This window comes from Pseudarthrobacter sp. Pseusp20, from assembly GCF_059492155.1.
The window spans coordinates 4,051,241-4,067,406 of record NZ_CP168521.1; the positions used below are offsets into that span (position 1 = coordinate 4,051,241).

Annotated in this window: 18 protein-coding genes; 11 read left to right on the forward strand and 7 right to left on the reverse strand. The window is 65.3% G+C overall.

The features are described 5' to 3' along the window. The first annotated feature begins 31 nt into the window (after positions 1 to 31). From ACEN9K_RS18810 to ACEN9K_RS18820, 3 genes are all read left to right on the forward strand, one after another. Positions 32 to 268 carry a DUF2630 family protein gene (locus tag ACEN9K_RS18810; protein ID WP_026265973.1) on the forward strand — a complete coding sequence of 79 codons (237 nt, stop codon included), beginning with the start codon at positions 32 to 34 and terminating at the stop codon, positions 266 to 268. Then, positions 268 to 1,062: a carbon-nitrogen hydrolase family protein gene (locus ACEN9K_RS18815; RefSeq protein ID WP_142070975.1), complete on the forward strand. Its 795-nt coding sequence runs from the start codon at positions 268 to 270 to the stop codon at positions 1,060 to 1,062. The genes ACEN9K_RS18810 and ACEN9K_RS18815 overlap by 1 nt, the downstream gene beginning before the upstream one ends. Before the next feature lie 321 nt (positions 1,063 to 1,383). Continuing rightward, a complete protein-coding gene (locus ACEN9K_RS18820; protein WP_018770599.1) occupies positions 1,384 to 2,703 on the forward strand; it encodes an ammonium transporter in 1,320 nt (439 codons plus the stop codon). A gap of 24 nt (positions 2,704 to 2,727) precedes the next feature. On the opposite strand, the gene ACEN9K_RS18825 is transcribed toward ACEN9K_RS18820, so the two are convergent. Continuing rightward, positions 2,728 to 3,354, reverse strand: coding sequence for a PadR family transcriptional regulator (locus ACEN9K_RS18825; protein WP_018770600.1), 627 nt, complete (start codon positions 3,352 to 3,354; stop codon positions 2,728 to 2,730). A gap of 178 nt (positions 3,355 to 3,532) precedes the next feature. On the opposite strand from ACEN9K_RS18825, the gene ACEN9K_RS18830 reads away from it, so the two are divergent. Then, positions 3,533 to 5,704 (forward strand): transglycosylase domain-containing protein, encoded by a 2,172-nt coding sequence (locus ACEN9K_RS18830; protein WP_478222880.1) that lies wholly within the window; start codon positions 3,533 to 3,535, stop codon positions 5,702 to 5,704. A gap of 133 nt (positions 5,705 to 5,837) precedes the next feature. Here ACEN9K_RS18830 and ACEN9K_RS18835 read toward each other — a convergent pair whose 3' ends face one another. The 3 genes from ACEN9K_RS18835 to ACEN9K_RS18845 all read right to left on the reverse strand — a co-directional run bounded on the left by ACEN9K_RS18835 (position 5,838) and on the right by ACEN9K_RS18845 (position 7,436). Continuing rightward, complete coding sequence (locus tag ACEN9K_RS18835) at positions 5,838 to 6,437, reverse strand: DnaJ family domain-containing protein (RefSeq protein ID WP_018770602.1); 600 nt, start codon at positions 6,435 to 6,437, stop codon at positions 5,838 to 5,840. 156 nt (positions 6,438 to 6,593) lie between these two features. Continuing rightward, on the reverse strand, positions 6,594 to 7,091 hold the full coding sequence (locus ACEN9K_RS18840) for an SRPBCC family protein (RefSeq protein WP_495634839.1): 498 nt from the start codon (positions 7,089 to 7,091) through the stop codon (positions 6,594 to 6,596). Between the two features lie 12 nt (positions 7,092 to 7,103). Beyond that, positions 7,104 to 7,436 (reverse strand): ArsR/SmtB family transcription factor, encoded by a 333-nt coding sequence (locus tag ACEN9K_RS18845; RefSeq protein ID WP_018770604.1) that lies wholly within the window; start codon positions 7,434 to 7,436, stop codon positions 7,104 to 7,106. Between the two features lie 82 nt (positions 7,437 to 7,518). Here ACEN9K_RS18845 and ACEN9K_RS18850 point away from each other — a divergent pair, with 82 nt between their 5' ends. Then, complete coding sequence (locus ACEN9K_RS18850) at positions 7,519 to 8,244, forward strand: Type 1 glutamine amidotransferase-like domain-containing protein (RefSeq protein WP_495634840.1); 726 nt, start codon at positions 7,519 to 7,521, stop codon at positions 8,242 to 8,244. A 31-nt stretch (positions 8,245 to 8,275) separates the two neighbouring features. On the opposite strand, the gene ACEN9K_RS18855 is transcribed toward ACEN9K_RS18850, so the two are convergent. Continuing rightward, entirely contained in the window at positions 8,276 to 9,010 is a 735-nt protein-coding gene (locus ACEN9K_RS18855; protein WP_495634841.1) for a GAF and ANTAR domain-containing protein, read from the reverse strand. A gap of 67 nt (positions 9,011 to 9,077) precedes the next feature. Here ACEN9K_RS18855 and ACEN9K_RS18860 point away from each other — a divergent pair, with 67 nt between their 5' ends. The 5 genes from ACEN9K_RS18860 (at position 9,078) to ACEN9K_RS18880 (ending at position 12,710) form a co-directional block, all read left to right on the forward strand. Continuing rightward, complete coding sequence (locus tag ACEN9K_RS18860) at positions 9,078 to 9,797, forward strand: GAF and ANTAR domain-containing protein (protein ID WP_018770607.1); 720 nt, start codon at positions 9,078 to 9,080, stop codon at positions 9,795 to 9,797. A 9-nt stretch (positions 9,798 to 9,806) separates the two neighbouring features. Beyond that, positions 9,807 to 10,157: a hypothetical protein gene (locus tag ACEN9K_RS18865; RefSeq protein WP_495634842.1), complete on the forward strand. Its 351-nt coding sequence runs from the start codon at positions 9,807 to 9,809 to the stop codon at positions 10,155 to 10,157. A 100-nt stretch (positions 10,158 to 10,257) separates the two neighbouring features. Continuing rightward, entirely contained in the window at positions 10,258 to 10,989 is a 732-nt protein-coding gene (locus ACEN9K_RS18870; RefSeq protein ID WP_056391502.1) for a GAF and ANTAR domain-containing protein, read from the forward strand. Positions 10,990 to 11,307: 318 nt separating this feature from the next. Then, positions 11,308 to 11,502 (forward strand): hypothetical protein, encoded by a 195-nt coding sequence (locus ACEN9K_RS18875; RefSeq protein WP_018770610.1) that lies wholly within the window; start codon positions 11,308 to 11,310, stop codon positions 11,500 to 11,502. A 170-nt stretch (positions 11,503 to 11,672) separates the two neighbouring features. Then, complete coding sequence (locus tag ACEN9K_RS18880; protein ID WP_495634843.1) at positions 11,673 to 12,710, forward strand: nitronate monooxygenase; 1,038 nt, start codon at positions 11,673 to 11,675, stop codon at positions 12,708 to 12,710. A 93-nt stretch (positions 12,711 to 12,803) separates the two neighbouring features. Here ACEN9K_RS18880 and ACEN9K_RS18885 read toward each other — a convergent pair whose 3' ends face one another. Together ACEN9K_RS18885 and ACEN9K_RS18890 are read right to left on the reverse strand one after the other, a co-directional pair. After that, a complete protein-coding gene (locus tag ACEN9K_RS18885) occupies positions 12,804 to 13,844 on the reverse strand; it encodes an NAD(P)-dependent alcohol dehydrogenase (protein WP_144600240.1) in 1,041 nt (346 codons plus the stop codon). Positions 13,845 to 13,989: 145 nt separating this feature from the next. Next, a complete protein-coding gene (locus ACEN9K_RS18890) occupies positions 13,990 to 15,006 on the reverse strand; it encodes a zinc-dependent alcohol dehydrogenase family protein (RefSeq protein ID WP_018770613.1) in 1,017 nt (338 codons plus the stop codon). A gap of 140 nt (positions 15,007 to 15,146) precedes the next feature. Here ACEN9K_RS18890 and ACEN9K_RS18895 point away from each other — a divergent pair, with 140 nt between their 5' ends. Then, a complete protein-coding gene (locus ACEN9K_RS18895) occupies positions 15,147 to 16,034 on the forward strand; it encodes a helix-turn-helix transcriptional regulator (protein WP_495634844.1) in 888 nt (295 codons plus the stop codon). Positions 16,035 to 16,166: the final 132 nt, after the last annotated feature.

Below are 16,166 nucleotides of genomic sequence, written 5' to 3' on the forward strand. Positions count from 1 at the left end.
GAAGGTGACCGGTCCGGAGTTAGGGGAAGCCATGAATGATCAGGACATTTTGACGCACATCCAGGCCCTGGTGGAGGAGGAGCACTCGCTGCGCGAGGGATCGGGCAGCGGGCAGGCCCCGGACCCGGCGCGGTTGAAGTACGTGGAAGAAAGCCTGGACCAGTGCTGGGACCTGCTGCGCCAGCGCCGGGCCAAGAAGGATTCCGGGGAGAACCCGAACGACGCCGAGGCCCGCCCCATCAGCGAGGTTGAGGGCTACCGGCAGTAATGCGTATTGCAGTAGCGCAGATCATCAGCGGTGCAGACACCGCCGCCAACCTTGAACTGATGTGGGACTACGCCGCGCAGGCCAGTAATGCGGACGCGCAGTTGGTTGTGTTTCCCGAAGCGACGATGCGCGCGTTCGGGCACTCCCTCAGGGACATTGCCGAGCCCCTCGACGGCCCGTGGGCCAGCGAGGTCCGCAGGATGGCCCGGGAGCTGGAGATCACGATTGTGGCCGGCATGTTCACGCCGGGGAAGGACGGCCGCGTCCGCAACACGCTGCTGGTCACCGGACCCGGTGTGGATGCTTCCTACGACAAGATCCACCTCTTCGATGCCTTTGGGTTCACGGAGTCCAAGACAGTGGACGCAGGGGAAGGGCCGGTTACGTTCGAACTCGACGGGACCGTCTTCGGCCTTGCCACCTGCTACGACGTGCGCTTTCCCGGCCTGTTCACGGCAAACGCGAACGCGGGGGCGCAGGTGAACATCGTGTGCGCTTCCTGGGGCGCCGGGGAGGGCAAGGCCGAGCAGTGGGACCTGCTGGTTCGCGCACGGGCGCTGGACAGCACCGCGTTCGTGATTGCCTGCGGCCAAGGGGATCCCGAAACCGTCGGCGCTGGTCCCGCCGGAACAGCACCCACGGGAATCGGCCACAGCGCGGTTGTGACCCCACTCGGCAAACCGCTGGTGACCCTTGGCGGAAAACCCGAACTCGCCGTCGTCGATATTGACCCCGCCACGGTGGCCGACGTACGGGCCAACCTGCCGGTCCTGGCCAACGCGCGCAGGTTCTGACCTGTGAGCTGCCGTTCATAGCTCTGAAACAGAAGGCCAAGCAGGGTACGACGGCGTTTCTCACCTTAGGTGCGCTGCGTCGCCTGTGCCGGCGGGGAAGTTTTGGGAAGGTGCCAGCGTGGGTGGCTCCGGCCAGAGAAGCCGTTTACATTCCCGAAACATACCGGATACGTGAACTTCACGCGGGAGCGATTTGTGTAACGTGCCTGCAACTTTAAGCGGCATTGACTGAAACACGCGACGCCAAAAATGGATCCCGGGGGAAATGCTTGGGGCCAAAACGGGCCCCGGACCAAGATCACGTTGCGAAGGGACCCACCGGTGGAAATCACTGCCCAACACGTCTGGCTGATGATTTCGGCCGCCATGGTACTGCTGATGACCCCTGGGCTCGGCCTCTTCTACGGCGGCATGACCCGCGCCAAGGCCGCGCTGAACATGATCATGATGAGCTTCATCTCCGCCGGGATCGTGGGCGTGGTGTGGGTTCTCTGGGGTTACTCCATGACTACCGGAGACGGCATCCTGGGGCTCTTCGGCAATCCCTTCACGAGTTTCGGCCTGCAGAACCTGATGGGCTCGCCGGACCTCCTCAAGGCCGGTTACAGCGCCACCTTCGCCATCATCACCGTGGCCCTGATCAGCGGCGCCATCGCCGACCGCGCGAAGTTCAGCGCATGGGCACTGTTCGTTCCCGTGTGGATCACCCTGATCTACTGCCCTCTCGCCTACATGATCTGGGGTGGCGGGCTGATGAGTGCAGGCGGGGCCGTCACCGCAATCTTCGGCCAGGTCATCGATTTCGCCGGTGGCGCCGTGGTGGAAATCAGTTCAGGAACTGCCGCGCTGGTGCTGGCCATCATCGTGGGCCAGCGCCACGGCTTCGCGAAGGACCCCAATCACCGCCCCCACAACCTGCCCTTCATCATGCTGGGCGCGGCCATCCTGTGGTTCGGCTGGTTTGGCTTCAATGGCGGCGCCGCAACCAGCGCTGAACAGGCCGGCCTCATCTGGATCAACACGCTGGTGGCCCCCGCCGCGGCCATGCTCACCTGGCTCATCACCGAAAAGATCCGCCACGGGCACCCCACCTCCCTGGGCGCCGCCTCCGGCGTTGTGGCCGGCCTTGTGGCCATCACCCCTTCCTGCGCCAACGTCAGCCCGGTGGCAGCAATCGGCCTGGGCCTGGTGGCGGGAGCGGCATGCTGCGTATTCGTGGACCTCAAGTACCGGTTCGGCCTTGATGACTCCCTCGACGTGGTGGGCGTCCACCTGGGGGCCGGCCTCATTGGCACCCTGTCCCTGGGATTCATCGCCCTCCCCGTGAACGGCCAGGGCGGCGGCCTCTTCTACGGCGGCGGTGTCCAGCAGCTCATCGCCCAGACAGCCGCCGTCGTCATCACCCTGCTGCTGTCCGGACTTGGCACGGCGGTCATTGCGCGGGTCATCAACAAGGCGGTGGGCTTCCGCGTCAGCCACGAGGCCGAGACCGCCGGCGTGGACCTGTCCGAGCACGCCGAGACCGCCTACGCGTTCGGCGAGATCGGAGCAGGCTTCAACCCCCTGCGCCAGGCAGCTGCGCACATCCCGACCGCTGCTGCTCCCGCGGAGCGGCACGCGCGGGAAGACTCCTTCGCGTAGCTTCCGCAGCCGCGGCCTAAGGATCTAGTCCGCAAGGATTTTGTAGAGCGCCCGGCGGGTTTCGTCCATCTTCTCGATCGCAGCAGCACGCTGTTCCTGGGTCACGCCGGTGCGGAACTGATGGATGGCGCCCAGGAGCTTGCCGATGCTTTGGTGGAAGTCCCTGTCGGCGCTGTCCGGTTCGGCGTTCCAGGCGTTCTCCATCTCCTCGGCATGCTCTGCCACATAGGCCCTGCCTGCGTCCGTGAGTGCGAACTCGGTCCCGCGGCCTTCACTGAGCGCCTCGATCAGGCCCTCATCCACCAACTGCTGGAGCGTGGGGTAAATGGATCCCGGGCTTGGCCGCCACATTCCGCCGGTCTTTGCGGCGATGGTCTTGATCAGTCCGTAACCATTGGATGGCGCCTCCGCAAGGAGCGAGAGGATGGCTGCACGGACATCGCCCCGGCTGGCCCGCCGGCCGCCCCGCCCGAAACCCGGGCCAAAGCCCGGCCCGAATCCGGGTCCGAAACCAGGTCCAAAACCAGGTCCGAAACCGGGACCAAAGCCCGGACCCCGGTGCCCGTGCGGTCCCCTGTGGCCCCTCCCCCGCTCGAAGCGGCCCTTGCCGAATTCCGGGCCGGGATTCCTGTCATCAAATATGCCTTTCATGGTGGCATGGTCCTTTCGTTTTCAGAAGCTCGCTGTTTTGTTCAGCGATAGTTAACGATATGTCGGTAACTATCGCTCGGTCAATGGTTTTGTGTGACCAAATCCTGACCTTCCGCCACTGTTTCGGCCCTTGGCAGGGGCGTATCCTGTTCCCACCTCACAGGACGAGGGCTGAGGAATGGTGAAGAAGCGGAAGCGCAGGGGCGGTTTTGGCGCGGCCCTGGGACGGATCCTGGGGTTCCTTGCAGCGAGCGTCATGTGCGGCGTTCTGGCAGCCAGCCTGGTGGTTCCGGCTGTGGCAGCCGCCGGGATGGGCGTCAGTTCCTCCATTGGCTTCTTCGAAAGCCTGCCGGCGGAATTGACGGTGCAGCCGCCGTCGCAGGCTACGAAGGTCCTGACCGCCGATGGGCAACCGATCGCCACGTTTTACGCGGAGAACCGTGTGCGGGTACCGCTGGACCAGATGTCGCCCTTCATCAAGACCGGCATTGTCGCCATCGAGGACAGCAGGTTTTACGACCATGCGGGTGTTGATCCGCAGGGGATCCTGCGGGCGATGGTGTCCAACCTGACCAAGGGCGGCGAGCAGGGCGCCTCGACCATCACCCAGCAGTACGTCACCAACGTCCTGAACGAGGCACAGCTCTCACAGGACAGGCCGGACGCGGTGGTGCTGAACGGGCAGAAGACCCTTGGCGACAAACTGCGGGAAATGAAGCTCGCCATCACGCTGGAGAAGAAGTACACCAAGGACCAGATCCTTGAGGGTTACCTCAACATCGTGTTCTTCAGCAGCAACGCCTACGGAATTGAAGCCGCGGCACGCTACTTCTTCAGCACCAGCGCGAAAGACCTCACCCTTCCCCAGGCAGCCTTGCTGGCCGGGCTGGTCAACAGCCCAACCCTGTACAACCCGGCCACCAACCCGGACAAGTCCATTGTGCGCCGCAACCAGGTCCTGTCCGAGATGCTGCGCCTGCGCAAGATCACCCAGGCCCAGCATGACGAGGCCGTGGCCGCTCCGATTGAATTGAAGATCACGCCCCAGCAGCAGGGTTGCGCCAATGCGGCCATCGCGCCGTACTTCTGCGATTACATCTCGCACCTGATCCTCAACAATCCTGCCTACGGCCCGACGGAACCTGAGCGGGAACGAAGGCTGTACCGGGGTGGGCTCACTATCGTCACCACCCTGGACAGCAGGCTTCAGGCCGCCGCACAGGCCCAGGTTGACGGAACCGCAGGCGCAAATCCTGACCGGTGGGCAGCTTCGCTGCTAACCATCCAGCCCGGCAGCGGCAAGATCCTGGCGATGGCCCAAAACACGGTGTTCCTTCCGCAACCCGGCAAGTTCGACACCAACCTCAACTTCAACGTGGATGCCAAGGACGCCCAGGGCAACGACCTGAACGGCGCCGGAGGTTTCCAGCCCGGGTCCACCATGAAGCCCTTCACCTTTGCGGAGTGGCTGAACGAGGGAAAGTCGATCACCGCCGAAGTGGACGCCTCACGCCGCGTCTATCCCCTGGGGTTCCCGTGGAAGGACAGCTGCGGAAAGGTGCTGGGAGCCTACAGCACCGCGCAGGCAAACCCCGCCCTTGGTGCTGCCGACGACCTGCAGAATGCCGAGGATGGCTTCTACCGGCCGATGCCCGTCAACTACGGCCTGTACAACTCGATCAATACCGCCACCTTCGCCGCGGCGGCACAGCTGGACTTCTGCGGCATCCAGAAAATGGTGGATGCCGTCGGGCTGCACAGTGGCCTCGACAGCACCCCGGTCAACATGCACCAGCTGGGCAACCTGCTGGGCGGAACCGGCGTTGCCCCCCTTACCCTTGCCAATGCCTTTGCCACTTTCGCCACGGACGGCCGCTTCTGCGCACCCATTGGACTGGTTGATGTCACGGATGCAGCCGGGGCGAAGCTGCCCGCCCAGGCCCCGGACTGCCACGATGCCGTCAAACCGGACGTAGCCCGCGGCGTCAACTCGGTACTGCAGGATGTCCTGAAGAAGGGCTCCGGTGTCTGGATCAACCCGAAGGTCCATGACAAGGTCCCCACCGCAGCCAAGACCGGGACCTCGAACAACAACGGTTCCACCTGGGTGGTGGGATACACCACCGGCATGGTCACCGCTTCCTTCTTCGGGGATGCCCTGGAAGGCCAAAAGCGGCCAGGACAAAACGTGACCATCAACGGCACCTTCTACCCCCGGCTGGACGGATACATGATCGCCGGTCCACAGTGGGCCAACTACATGCTCAAGGTGGCGCCGCTTTATCCCGCAACCCCGTTCGCGCCGCCTCCCGCTTCGATGATTGGTCCCAGCCCTACCCCGAAGCCGTAGGCCCTGGCTTCAGCGGAGCGGCAGACCTCAGGGTCCGACAGCGACAGCCACCCAAAAGCCCTATGTGGAAAACCAGCTGACCGCCGTTAACTGTCCCCCCATCTGCCAGTCGGCTCCATGAGCAGTGGAACCCTTATTCCTGGCCCGTCCCCTTCCATAACCGCTTCCACCAGGAACGCTGGGGCTCCGGTTCGGCAGGAACTTCCACACTCCGCGCCGCACGCCGGCTGCGCCAGCGCTCCACTTCCTCCTCCACGTCACGGGTCTTGGTGACCACCGGCGGCCCGCCCTGCAGCTGGCGGCGGGCATCGATCACGCGCCGGTTGAAATCCTGAAGGAGGTCCCGGACCTGCTGCTCGGTGTACTGGGTATCCAGCTTGGCTTCGAGCTCAGCGTCCTCGGCGCGGAGCAGGATGGCAGCCGGGCCCAGGCCGCTGATATGTTCCCGCTGGATCAGCCCCTTGACCCACCAGTCGGGATCGTACGAGTCCCCCAGGCCGGGGATCGGTTTGCCCGCGTACTTGAGGTTGTCGAACTTGCCCTGTGCCATGGCGTCCCGGACCAGGTACTCGGCGCGGGCGGCATCACTGACTTTCCTCCGCTTCTCACGCTCCCTCTCGTCGAGGGCGTCCAGCGCGGCTTCCTCCTCGGCACTGATGCCGGCGCCGCGGTATGAACGGAGCTCCACTGCCCTCTCCAGGCGCTTCCGGAAATCCCCTGTCCCGCCGCTCATTGCTGCCACCGCCTTCCCTCGGCCTGAACCACCTTCAAGTATTTCAACGGGCGGCTTCCTTGTTCAACGGCAAAGGTGGGCGGACGACGGCGGGACGTCCCGCCGTCGTCCGCCCACCAGATGCTGTGGCGGGAGTTCGTCGTGGCAACCGTGCAGTCAGGCGTTGGCGTGCTCGGCGAGGATGCCGTCGATCTGGCCCACGGCTCCCTTCAGGCCCTCCTCCATGCCCATGGCCACCATCTGCTCCAACTGCTCCTCGGATTCAAAGGACGATTGGATGGTCATGCGGGTACGCTCCCCCAGCGGCTCCAACGTGACCGTGGCGTGGGTGACGCCCAGGTCGCCGGTGGGATTGCCGTCGTCGTCCGCGAACCCGTCGTCGAACTTCAGCGTCCGCGGGGCATCAATCGCTGTGAATTCCCACCAGCCGTGGGCCTTCTCCCCCTCCGGGCCGGTCATGTAGTAGTTGGCACGGCCGCCGGGGACGAATTCCAGTTTGTGGAATGTGGCCGGCCAGGTGGGTGGGCCCCACCAGCGCTCCAGCTGGCGGGGGTCCTCCCACAGCTGCCACACACGATCGACGCCGGCGTCGAACTCTGCGACCAGGGTGAGGGTCAGCGCCTCCGGGTTCTTGTCCATAGTGATGACTGCCATGGCAATGCCTTCCTAACCTTCAGCGAGAATGTCTGCCATCCTGGCGGCGCGCTGCCGCCAGATTTGTTCATATTCGTCGAGCAGCTGCCGGGCTTTCCGCAGTCCTTCATGATTGCCCCGCACGATCTGCTCCCTTCCGCGTTTTTCCTTGGTGACCAGGGATGCCCGCGCCAACACCGCCACATGCTTCTGGACGGCCGCAAAACTCATGGCATAAAGCGCTGCCAGGCCGGAAACGGAGTACTCGCCGACAGTCACCCGGCGGACGATGTCCCGCCTGGTGGAATCGGCGAACGCCTGGAAGAGGCGGTCCAGTTCAGTCTCAGTCAGCGTATCTACAACCATTTGGTTGTAGATTAGCCCTCAGTTGGACGTGCGTCAATGGTCCTGCCGTGGGCACCCCGGCCGTGCCGGTATCTTGAAGGCCATGAGCATCTTCCTCGCCGGGGCGGGCCCGGATCCGCTGGCATTCCAGGAGGTCTTCGACCGGTTCGCACTCGACGTCCGGGAACATGCCGGCCGCCGGACTCCCCGCATCGCCGTAGCCGTGCACCAACACGGCGGCAACCTGCAGGAACTCGTGGCCGCCTGCGCCGAACCCCTCCAGGCCAGGATCGAGTGCGAAATTGCTGCCGTACCGCTTCCAGACGGCAAGCCTGCCGACCCCGGCGCTTTCGCGAAAGTCGATGCGGTGGTGGTGGGCGGCGGTCTCACACCGGCCTATTGGGAGGCCCTGCACCCCGCGGCCGCAACGATACGGCGCCTGGTTGCCGACGGCGCACCCTATCTGGGGTTTTCCGCCGGCGCCATGGTGGCACCCCGGCGGGCGTTGGTTGGCGGATACAAGGTCAACGGAGTGGAAGTTTGCGGCGAAGAGTGCTCGGAGGGCCTGGACTCAGTGGATATCCGCGAGGGTCTGGGGCTGGCCGGGTTTTCCGTGGATGTCCATGCCGCCCAGGCCGGGACCCTGAGCCGTGCCGTGGGCGCCGTGGCAGCTGGCCTGGTGGAAAGGACGGTGGCCATTGACGAGCGCACAGCCGTGGTTTTAGCGGCCTTGGGCGACGGGGACTACGACGTCATCGGCAGCGGCCACTGCTGGGACGTTCACCGAAGCGGAGGGACCGCCGTCGTATCCTTGAGAGCTGCACCCTGACCGGGCCGGGATCAGGTTGGCAACCTGCCGGCTACGAGTCGAAGTGCGTGCGGACGCTGGTGCCGGACAACTGCTCAATCAGTTCCTTGGCAACATCCCGGAGCTTACGGTTGCGGTTGCTTGAGACCTTGGTGAGGATCTCCATCGCCTCTTCCTGCGAGCATCGGTTCTGCGCCATGATCACGCCGCAGGCCAGATTGATGGCGGTCCTGCTCTCAAGGGCGGCTTCCAGGTCGTCGGCCCGGTTTTCGCTCGTGTTGATGCGCACGGAGAGCTGCATGGTGTTGTGGGCGGCACCAGCGAAACCAACTGCCTTATCGTATACATCAGCGGTGAACGCGTGGGGTTTGGCGGCGAAAAAGTTCAACGCCGCCCTTGCATCACCGGTTATCACCAACGGCACGCCGAGGCTGCTGCGCACGCTGTGTTCGGCCAGCTTCTTGTTGAAGTCCGGCCATCTCGGGTCTTTTGCGACGTCGTCAATCATGATCGGAGTCATCTCCCGGAGGGCACGGACGCAAGGCCCGTCGCCCAACAGCTGCTCTATGAGGTCGAGCTCCAGCGCACGGTCGCTGCTGCCGGCTGCAGTGGCAGGACGCCGCCGGACTTTGAGGGTGACAGCACACTCGATCGTGTCGTTCGCAGCTTCGGAGACCGCTGCGGCAGCCATGCCCGACAGCCCGGACAGGAAATCCACAATGCCCTCCGCGCCCACCAGGATTTCCTGCAGCTGACGGACCGACTCGTTATCTGCTGATGTCGACATGCTGCAATCCTACTGTTGCAGCCAAGCGGCGCGTGGAGACGCCAAGTGGTTAACATATGCTGGAGAGATGCCCCAGCACCTGCCCATTGACGAGCTCAGCATTGTGATTGCTCGGATTCAGGGATTGTTGCTGACAGAGGAAAAGGTGGGCACCGCGGTCAGCCTCCTGGCGCGGGCCGCCAAGGAGTCAGTCCCGGGCACCATCGGTGCTGGCGTGTCCCTGCTTGACTCCCGGGGCCGGCGGACCAGCAGCGGCTACACCGACGGTGTGGTGGAACAGGCTGACGCCGAACAGTACCGCCATGGCGAAGGTCCCTGCCTGACAGCCTGGGCGGCAGAGATTCCCGTCCTGGTCCAGGACCTCCACGACGACATGCGGTGGCCGCTATGGCGGGACTCGGTGCGGGGACTACCCATCCGGTCAGTGGTGAGTGCACCGTTGATGGCCGGCAAGGAAGCGATCGGCGCCCTCAAACTGTATGCCGCCACACCGTCCGGCTACGACGAAACCAGCGTGCGGCTGATTCAACTGTTCGCCGGGCCGGCCGCGACCCTTCTGTCGCACGTCCAAGGAAGCGAAGCTCCGCGCAAAATGACGGAAGGGCTGCAGACTTCGCTCCACAGCAGGGATGTCATCAACCGCGCCTGCGGTGTGGTGATGGAACGCCTGGGCACGACGCACAAGGCGGCGCTGCAACAGCTGATGAACCAGGCGCGGAACGAGCGCACCACCCTGCTGAACATCAGCGAATCCATTCTGGCCGGGACGCCGGCGTCCGGGATTTAGGCAGCGCGGATGGGTTTCGATCCACACGAACCGGAACAAAGGCGCCGGCTCCGTGCAGCCCTCAGGGCAGCGGATATCTCCGTGTCGGAGCTGTGGTTGAAGTACTTTGGCATGTCCGGAGACGCAGGCGAATATGAGGTGGAGGCCTACCTGCAGGGCCTTCTCTCGCTGCCGCCGATCCAGCGCGACCTGCTGGCGCTTGCGGCGAACGAGTTGATTGACGAGCGGCCGCGGCCGCGTGCGCCCTACTCCAATGACTTCACATCCAGGCCGGAGGCCGCGGAAGAGGATACGGATGGGGATGCGGAAGGGGATGACGACGGCGGCAGCGAACCAGGCGCCGCCGCGCCAAGCTCCTGAAGCAGCATCAGTGAGACGGGCATCAAACCCTGTTCGGAATCCCCTTTACAGGCGTAGTGTCGAATAAAGGATCACTGGCGCAACTAGGGATTGAGGCCTTATGGCCAACAACGATGCAGTCACCACCGCAGACCAGTATCAGGATTTATTGCTCAACACCCCGGAATTTTCGCAGTTCCTCCTGGGCCTTGCGACCATATCCGCGTCGCAGCTGGGGGGAGACGGGACGCCGGTGGCATGTACGGTCACCGTGGAGCGCGACGGCGCCCTGTCCACGTTTGCCTACAGCAGCGAAGAGGGCCGCCGGCTGGACGAGACCCAGTACGCCTTTGGCATAGGCCCATGCCTCGCCGCGCTCAGGGAGCAGCGCAGCGTATTGATCGACGACCTGCAGCTTGACCAGAGGTGGGCACCGTACACCTATGCCGTTGCAAAGCTGGGTGTGCGCTCGGTTTTGGCGGTACCCATCCGCACGGAGCCCCTTTCCCAAGCGGCCCTCAATTGCTACGCGCATGCTGTCCATGCCTTCGACCCCGAGACCGTCAAGCTGGTGGAGGACCAGGCGGCGTCGATGTCCCGCATCCTTCGGCTCGCCCTGCGGCTCCACGCCCCTGAGGTCTTTTCCGAGGACCTGCGGGCCGCACTGAAGTCGCGCGCGGTGGTTGACGCGGCCATTGCGCTGGTCATGCTCCAGGCCCGCGGCGGCCGGGACGGCGCACTGGACCTCCTCCAGGCCGCTGCCGCATCCGGCAACCGCCGGATCCAAGAGATTGCGCAGGAGATCGTGGCGAGGGGCAGCCTTAATGCCGATCCGGGTGGGGGTAAAAGATGAATGCCGAATGGACCGGGGGCCGGACCAGCTGATCGAAGCCGACGAGCAAAGGCGTGGAGCAGCACTGCGCTTCCGTAACGCCGGAGTGGACTGTGCGCCCGCTCACAAGTGATGAGAATCACTCGCAATAATAGGGCATTTTGGTTGAGCAGGCACTTTCGTCATGGGCACTATGGAAGGGCAGGGCAGGACACATCGGCCCTCGACATCCTGGTGACGCAATGAGGCCCACCGGTGAGCACCGGCCACCGATCCTCTGAGCGCGGACAGGCCAAATGACCGGACGCAGCGCCGGCTTGATACAGGAAAGTCTGAACAATGACGTTTAATACTGCCGAATCCGTGACCCTGAAGATCTGGGACCGTACCTCACTCCACGAGACCCTCGATTCCGCGGTCAGCGACCTGTCGTCGCGCCACAACACCACCACCTGCCGCATCGCTGTCACGTGCAGCGGGCCCAACACCTTCACCCTGAGTGTGCGCGGCGACGAGGCGGCACTGGCCCTTTAGGCACTCCCACCACCAGGGGGCGCGGACGACGCCGGGGAACCACCCGCCGTCGTCCGCGCCTTTTTGCTGCCCCGCGGGGACGGGGGCCCTGACCGCACAACCTGGCGCAGCCCGCCGCCGCGGAACGGCGTAGCATTCGTGAGGTACGCGCAGCAGGACGGGGAGGAAACATGGATACCCAGCAAAAGCCCGGCCGGTTCAGCCTCGGGTCCCTGGCAGTGCCGGTCATCCAGGCACCGATGGCAGGCGGGCCCTCCACACCTCAGCTCGCGGCGGCTGCCACTGCCGCGGGCGGCCTCGGCTTCCTCGCGGCCGGATACAAGACCGCCGCGGCGATGCGCTCCGAGATTGAGACGGTGCGCTCACTCACCAGCCGGGCGTTCGGGGTCAACCTGTTCGTTCCCCAGCCGTCGGTCATCAGCCCGGCGTCCCTTCAGCAGTACGCGGCGTCCCTGGCCCCTGACGCCGAGCGCTTCGGTGTCAGCCTGGGCGAGCCACGGCATGACCATGACGACTGGGACAAAAAGCTCGAGGTCCTGCTGGAGCTCGCGCCGGCCGTTGTGTCCTTCACCTTCGACGTTCCCGCTACCGGCGTGGTCCAGGCCCTCCAAAAGCAGGGTGTGTATGTGGTCGCCACGGTGACGGACCGCGGCGAAGCGCTTCAGGCGCTTGAGGCAGGCGCCGACGCCCTGTGCGTCCAGGGCCCGGAAGCCGGCGGCCACCGCGGGACGTTCAAGGCGGATGTTCCGCCTCCCGAGGTGCCCCTGCATGGCATCCTCGAAGAGCTCTCCGACCTTGAGGTGCCGCTCATCGCGGCCGGCGGGATTGCCACGCCCGATGACACGCGGGCTGCCCTCGCCGTGGGTGCCGCGGCGGTCCAGGCCGGAACCGCCTTCCTCCGCGCGGATGAAGCGGGAACCAAGGCGGCGCACCGGGCCGCGTTGTCGTCATCGGAGCGGTTCACCACCACCGCCGTCACCCGCGCCTTCTCGGGCCGCAACGCCCGCGGCCTCTACAACGAATTCATGCGCCGCCACGACCCCGATGCCCCCTACGGCTACCCGGAGATCCACCACCTGACCACTCCCCTGCGGGCAGCGGCTGCAGCCGCCGACGAGCCGGACTGGCTGAACCTGTGGGCCGGCATCAACTACCGGCATGCCGTGGACGGCCCCGCGGCGGCGATCCTCAAGAGCCTCGCCCCGTAGCGGGTTGATGCTTCTGCCACGGCTGCTGCTTCTGCCACGGACGACGGCGGGCCGGCCCCTTTCGGAGCCGGCCCGCCGCGCGGGGGTGGTGCTTTAGAGGGTGGCGGTGTCGATCACGAAGCGGTAGCGGACGTCCGAGGCAAGGACGCGCTCGTAGGCTTCGTTGATCTTCTCAGCCGGGATGACCTCGACCTCGGCGCCCAGGCCGTGCTCGGCGCAGAAGTTGAGCATCTCCTGGGTCTCGCGGATGCCGCCGATCATGGAACCGGCGAAGGAGCGGCGGCCGCCGATCAGTGCGAACGCATTGACGGGAAGCGGCTCGGCAGGAGCACCAACGTTGACCAGTGCGCCGTCAAGCTTCAGCAGGCCGAGGTAGGAGCTGATGTCGATTGAAGCGCTGACCGTGTTGATGATGAGGTCGAAGGAGCCGGCGAGCACCTCAAACGTGGCGGGATCGCTGGTGGCGAAGTAGCTGTCAGCGCCCAGGCGCAGGCCGTCTTCCTGCTTCTTCAGCGACTGGGACAGGACAGTCACGTCGGCGCCCATGGCGTGGGCGAGCTTGACGGCCATGTGGCCCAGGCCGCCGAGGCCGACGACGGCGACCTTCTTGCCGGGACCGGCGCCCCAGTGCCGCAGCGGTGAGTAGGTGGTGATGCCGGCGCACAGCAGCGGTGCGGCGACATCGAGTTCGATGCCCTCGGGGATGGTCACCACGAAGTCCTCGGTCACCACAACGTGGGTGGAGTAGCCGCCCTGGGTGATGGTGCCGTCGCGGTCAACGGCGCCGTACGTGCCAACGTTGCCCTTGAGGCAGTACTGTTCCTCGCCCTTCTGGCAGTTGGCGCACTCCTTGCAGGAGTTGACCATGCAGCCAACACCAACACGGTCGCCAACGGCATGCTTGGTCACCGCGGAGCCCACCTCGGTAACGATGCCCGCGATTTCGTGGCCGGGAACCAGCGGGTACTGCTGCGGGCCCCAGTCGCCGCGGACAGTGTGGATGTCCGAGTGGCAGATGCCGGCGAACTTGATGTCGATCATGACGTCGTGGGGACCCACCTCGCGGCGCTCAATGGTGGTTGCCACCAGGTCCTCCGTGGCGGACGGGGATGCATAAGCCTTGACGGTAGTCATGGTTCTCCTGTGATCTGTTGGGGGATAACTGAAATGCTACCGGGGTTGTTCGGATCAAACCCCGGAAAAGGTGGGGCCAGAGTGGCCCTGTTGTACCTGGTCTTGGCAGTCCTACCCTCCGCAGCCTGGCCAAGCCGGTGAAACGTCAGGGCCGGAGGAGCACCTTGATGGCGCGGCGTTCGTCCATGGCCTTGTACGCCTCTGCTGCCTGGTCCAAGGGGAGTTCGAGGTCGAACACCTTTCCGGGGTTGATGTCGCCACGGAGGATCAGGTCGATCAGCTCGGGAAGGTACTGTCGGACCGGAGCGGGACCGCCGTGCAGGTGGACGTGCGAGTAGAACAGGTCCCGGCCTGGCAGCGCCACGTCATGGGAGACACCGACGAAGCCCACATGGCCGCCGGCACGGGTGGCGTGGATTGCCTGCAGCATGGATTCCTGCGTGCCAACGGCCTCGATGACCGAGTGTGCGCCGAGCCCGCCCGTGAGTTCCTTGATCTTCTTCACGCCTGCGTCCCCGCGCTCCTCGACGATGTCGGTGGCGCCGAATTCGCGGGCCAGGGCCTGCCGGTCGGCGTGGCGGGACATGGCAATGATGCGTTCGGCGCCCATCTGCTGTGCGGCCAGGATCCCCAAAAGCCCCACGGCGCCGTCGCCCACCACCGCCACGGTTTTGCCTGGTCCCGCTTCGGCCGCCTTGGCGGCAAACCATCCCGTGCCCAGGACATCGGAGGCGGCAAGCAGCGACGGAACCATGCCGGCGTCGGGCATCTCCGGCGTGGCCACCAGGGTGCCGTCCGCCAGCGGGACGCGCAGGTACTCAGCCTGCGCACCGCCCACGCCCTGCCGGTGGACGCAGCCGCTTTGGTAGCCGGAGCGGCAGATCTCACAGGTGTTGTCCGAGGCGAAGAAGGAGCCAACCACGAACTGGCCGGGGCGGACATTCTTCACGTCGGCGCCCACTTCTTCGACGATTCCCACGTATTCGTGGCCCATCGGCATGGGTTTGGCCAGTTTGTCTGCGCCCCGGTAGGGCCAGAGGTCGGACCCGCAGACACAGGCGGCAACGAGTTTGATGACCGCGTCGCTGGGCTGCCTGATGGCGGGTTTGTCACGGTCCTCGACGCGCACGTCTCCGGGGGCGTGCATGATGGCTGCGCGCATGCTGGGTCCTCCAAGGGGTGGAAAGCTGAAAACGGACAATCCCATCAAACCCGGCCCGGGGAATGTTGGCGAGGGCCCTGCTGTAACTGGTTCTGGCAGAACCTCCTTAGGGCGATGCCGATGGTCGTAACGTGGTCCCCATGGATAACCGAGCCGAGGTCCGACAGTTCCTGTCCTCCCGCCGTGGGCGCATCACCCCTGAGCAGGCCGGCATCGAACCGTACGGCGGCCGGCGGCGCGTACCGGGGCTGCGCCGCGAGGAGGTGGCCCGGCTGGCGGGCGTCAGCGTGGACTATTACACCCGGCTGGAACGCGGGAACCTCAGCGGCGTTTCGGACAGTGTCCTGGATGCCATTGCCGGTGCCCTGGAACTGGACCGCGCGGAACACGACCACCTCTACGACCTGGCCCGGGCGGCCAACACGTCGGGCCGGAAGAGGGCTGCGGGCGCAGGCGGTTCCGCGCCCTCGAAAGTCCGGCCCGAGCTGCAGTACCTCCTGGACACCATCACCGGAGCGCCTGCCTTCATCGGCAACAACCGGCTGGACATCGTGGCCGCCAACACCCTGGGCTACGCCCTCTACTCGGACATGTACCGCACCCCGTCACGGCCGGCCAACCACTCCCGGTTCATCTTCCTTGACCCCCGGGCCCACAACTTCTACACCGACTGGGACCGGGCCGCCAACACCAATGTGGCCATCCTCCGCCGCGAGGCGGGCCGCAACCCGCACGACAGGGGCATCGCCGAACTCATCGGTGAGCTGTCAATGCGGAGTGACGAGTTCCGCACGCTCTGGGCAGCCCACAACGTCCGCCGCCACTACGCGGGGACCAAGTTTTTCCAGCACCCCGTAGTGGGCCTGCTGGAACTGAACTACCAGGTCCTGGGCCTCGAAGAGGACCCGGGGCACACCCTCACCGTGTATCCCGCCACTCCCGGCAGCCCTTCCGAGGAGGCCCTCAAGCTCCTGGCGTCCTGGGCGGCCACCGAGAACATCGTGGGGATGGCCCACGCCCGCGCCTGACGGCCGCCCGGGCGTCCACGCACACGAATTCCAGTCACATTAACCTCCGTTGCGGTTCGTGGCTCCGCGTTGCCTGGCTTGTCCCCATTGGTCCGCGTTTGTCGGCCGGATGGCGCCATAAGTAGCGCCGTT

Excerpts from the sequence above, each read along its gene's own strand:
- ACEN9K_RS18825 (WP_018770600.1), bottom strand. The coding sequence starts at position 3,354 with ATGAAAGGCATATTTGATGACAGGAATCCCGGCCCGGAATTCGGCAAG.
- ACEN9K_RS18865 (WP_495634842.1), top strand. The coding sequence starts at position 9,807 with ATGGGTTTCGATCCACACGAACCGGAACAAAGGCGCCGGCTCCGTGCA.
- ACEN9K_RS18880 (WP_495634843.1), top strand. The coding sequence starts at position 11,673 with ATGGATACCCAGCAAAAGCCCGGCCGGTTCAGCCTCGGGTCCCTGGCA.
- ACEN9K_RS18850 (WP_495634840.1), top strand. The coding sequence starts at position 7,519 with ATGAGCATCTTCCTCGCCGGGGCGGGCCCGGATCCGCTGGCATTCCAG.
- ACEN9K_RS18860 (WP_018770607.1), top strand. The coding sequence starts at position 9,078 with ATGCCCCAGCACCTGCCCATTGACGAGCTCAGCATTGTGATTGCTCGG.
- ACEN9K_RS18835 (WP_018770602.1), bottom strand. The coding sequence starts at position 6,437 with ATGAGCGGCGGGACAGGGGATTTCCGGAAGCGCCTGGAGAGGGCAGTG.
- ACEN9K_RS18845 (WP_018770604.1), bottom strand. The coding sequence starts at position 7,436 with ATGGTTGTAGATACGCTGACTGAGACTGAACTGGACCGCCTCTTCCAG.
- ACEN9K_RS18855 (WP_495634841.1), bottom strand. The coding sequence starts at position 9,010 with ATGTCGACATCAGCAGATAACGAGTCGGTCCGTCAGCTGCAGGAAATC.
- ACEN9K_RS18890 (WP_018770613.1), bottom strand. The coding sequence starts at position 15,006 with ATGCGCGCAGCCATCATGCACGCCCCCGGAGACGTGCGCGTCGAGGAC.
- ACEN9K_RS18885 (WP_144600240.1), bottom strand. The coding sequence starts at position 13,844 with ATGACTACCGTCAAGGCTTATGCATCCCCGTCCGCCACGGAGGACCTG.
- ACEN9K_RS18810 (WP_026265973.1), top strand. The coding sequence starts at position 32 with ATGAATGATCAGGACATTTTGACGCACATCCAGGCCCTGGTGGAGGAG.
- ACEN9K_RS18875 (WP_018770610.1), top strand. The coding sequence starts at position 11,308 with ATGACGTTTAATACTGCCGAATCCGTGACCCTGAAGATCTGGGACCGT.
- ACEN9K_RS18870 (WP_056391502.1), top strand. The coding sequence starts at position 10,258 with ATGGCCAACAACGATGCAGTCACCACCGCAGACCAGTATCAGGATTTA.
- ACEN9K_RS18815 (WP_142070975.1), top strand. The coding sequence starts at position 268 with ATGCGTATTGCAGTAGCGCAGATCATCAGCGGTGCAGACACCGCCGCC.
- ACEN9K_RS18830 (WP_478222880.1), top strand. The coding sequence starts at position 3,533 with ATGGTGAAGAAGCGGAAGCGCAGGGGCGGTTTTGGCGCGGCCCTGGGA.
- ACEN9K_RS18895 (WP_495634844.1), top strand. The coding sequence starts at position 15,147 with ATGGATAACCGAGCCGAGGTCCGACAGTTCCTGTCCTCCCGCCGTGGG.
- ACEN9K_RS18840 (WP_495634839.1), bottom strand. The coding sequence starts at position 7,091 with ATGGCAGTCATCACTATGGACAAGAACCCGGAGGCGCTGACCCTCACC.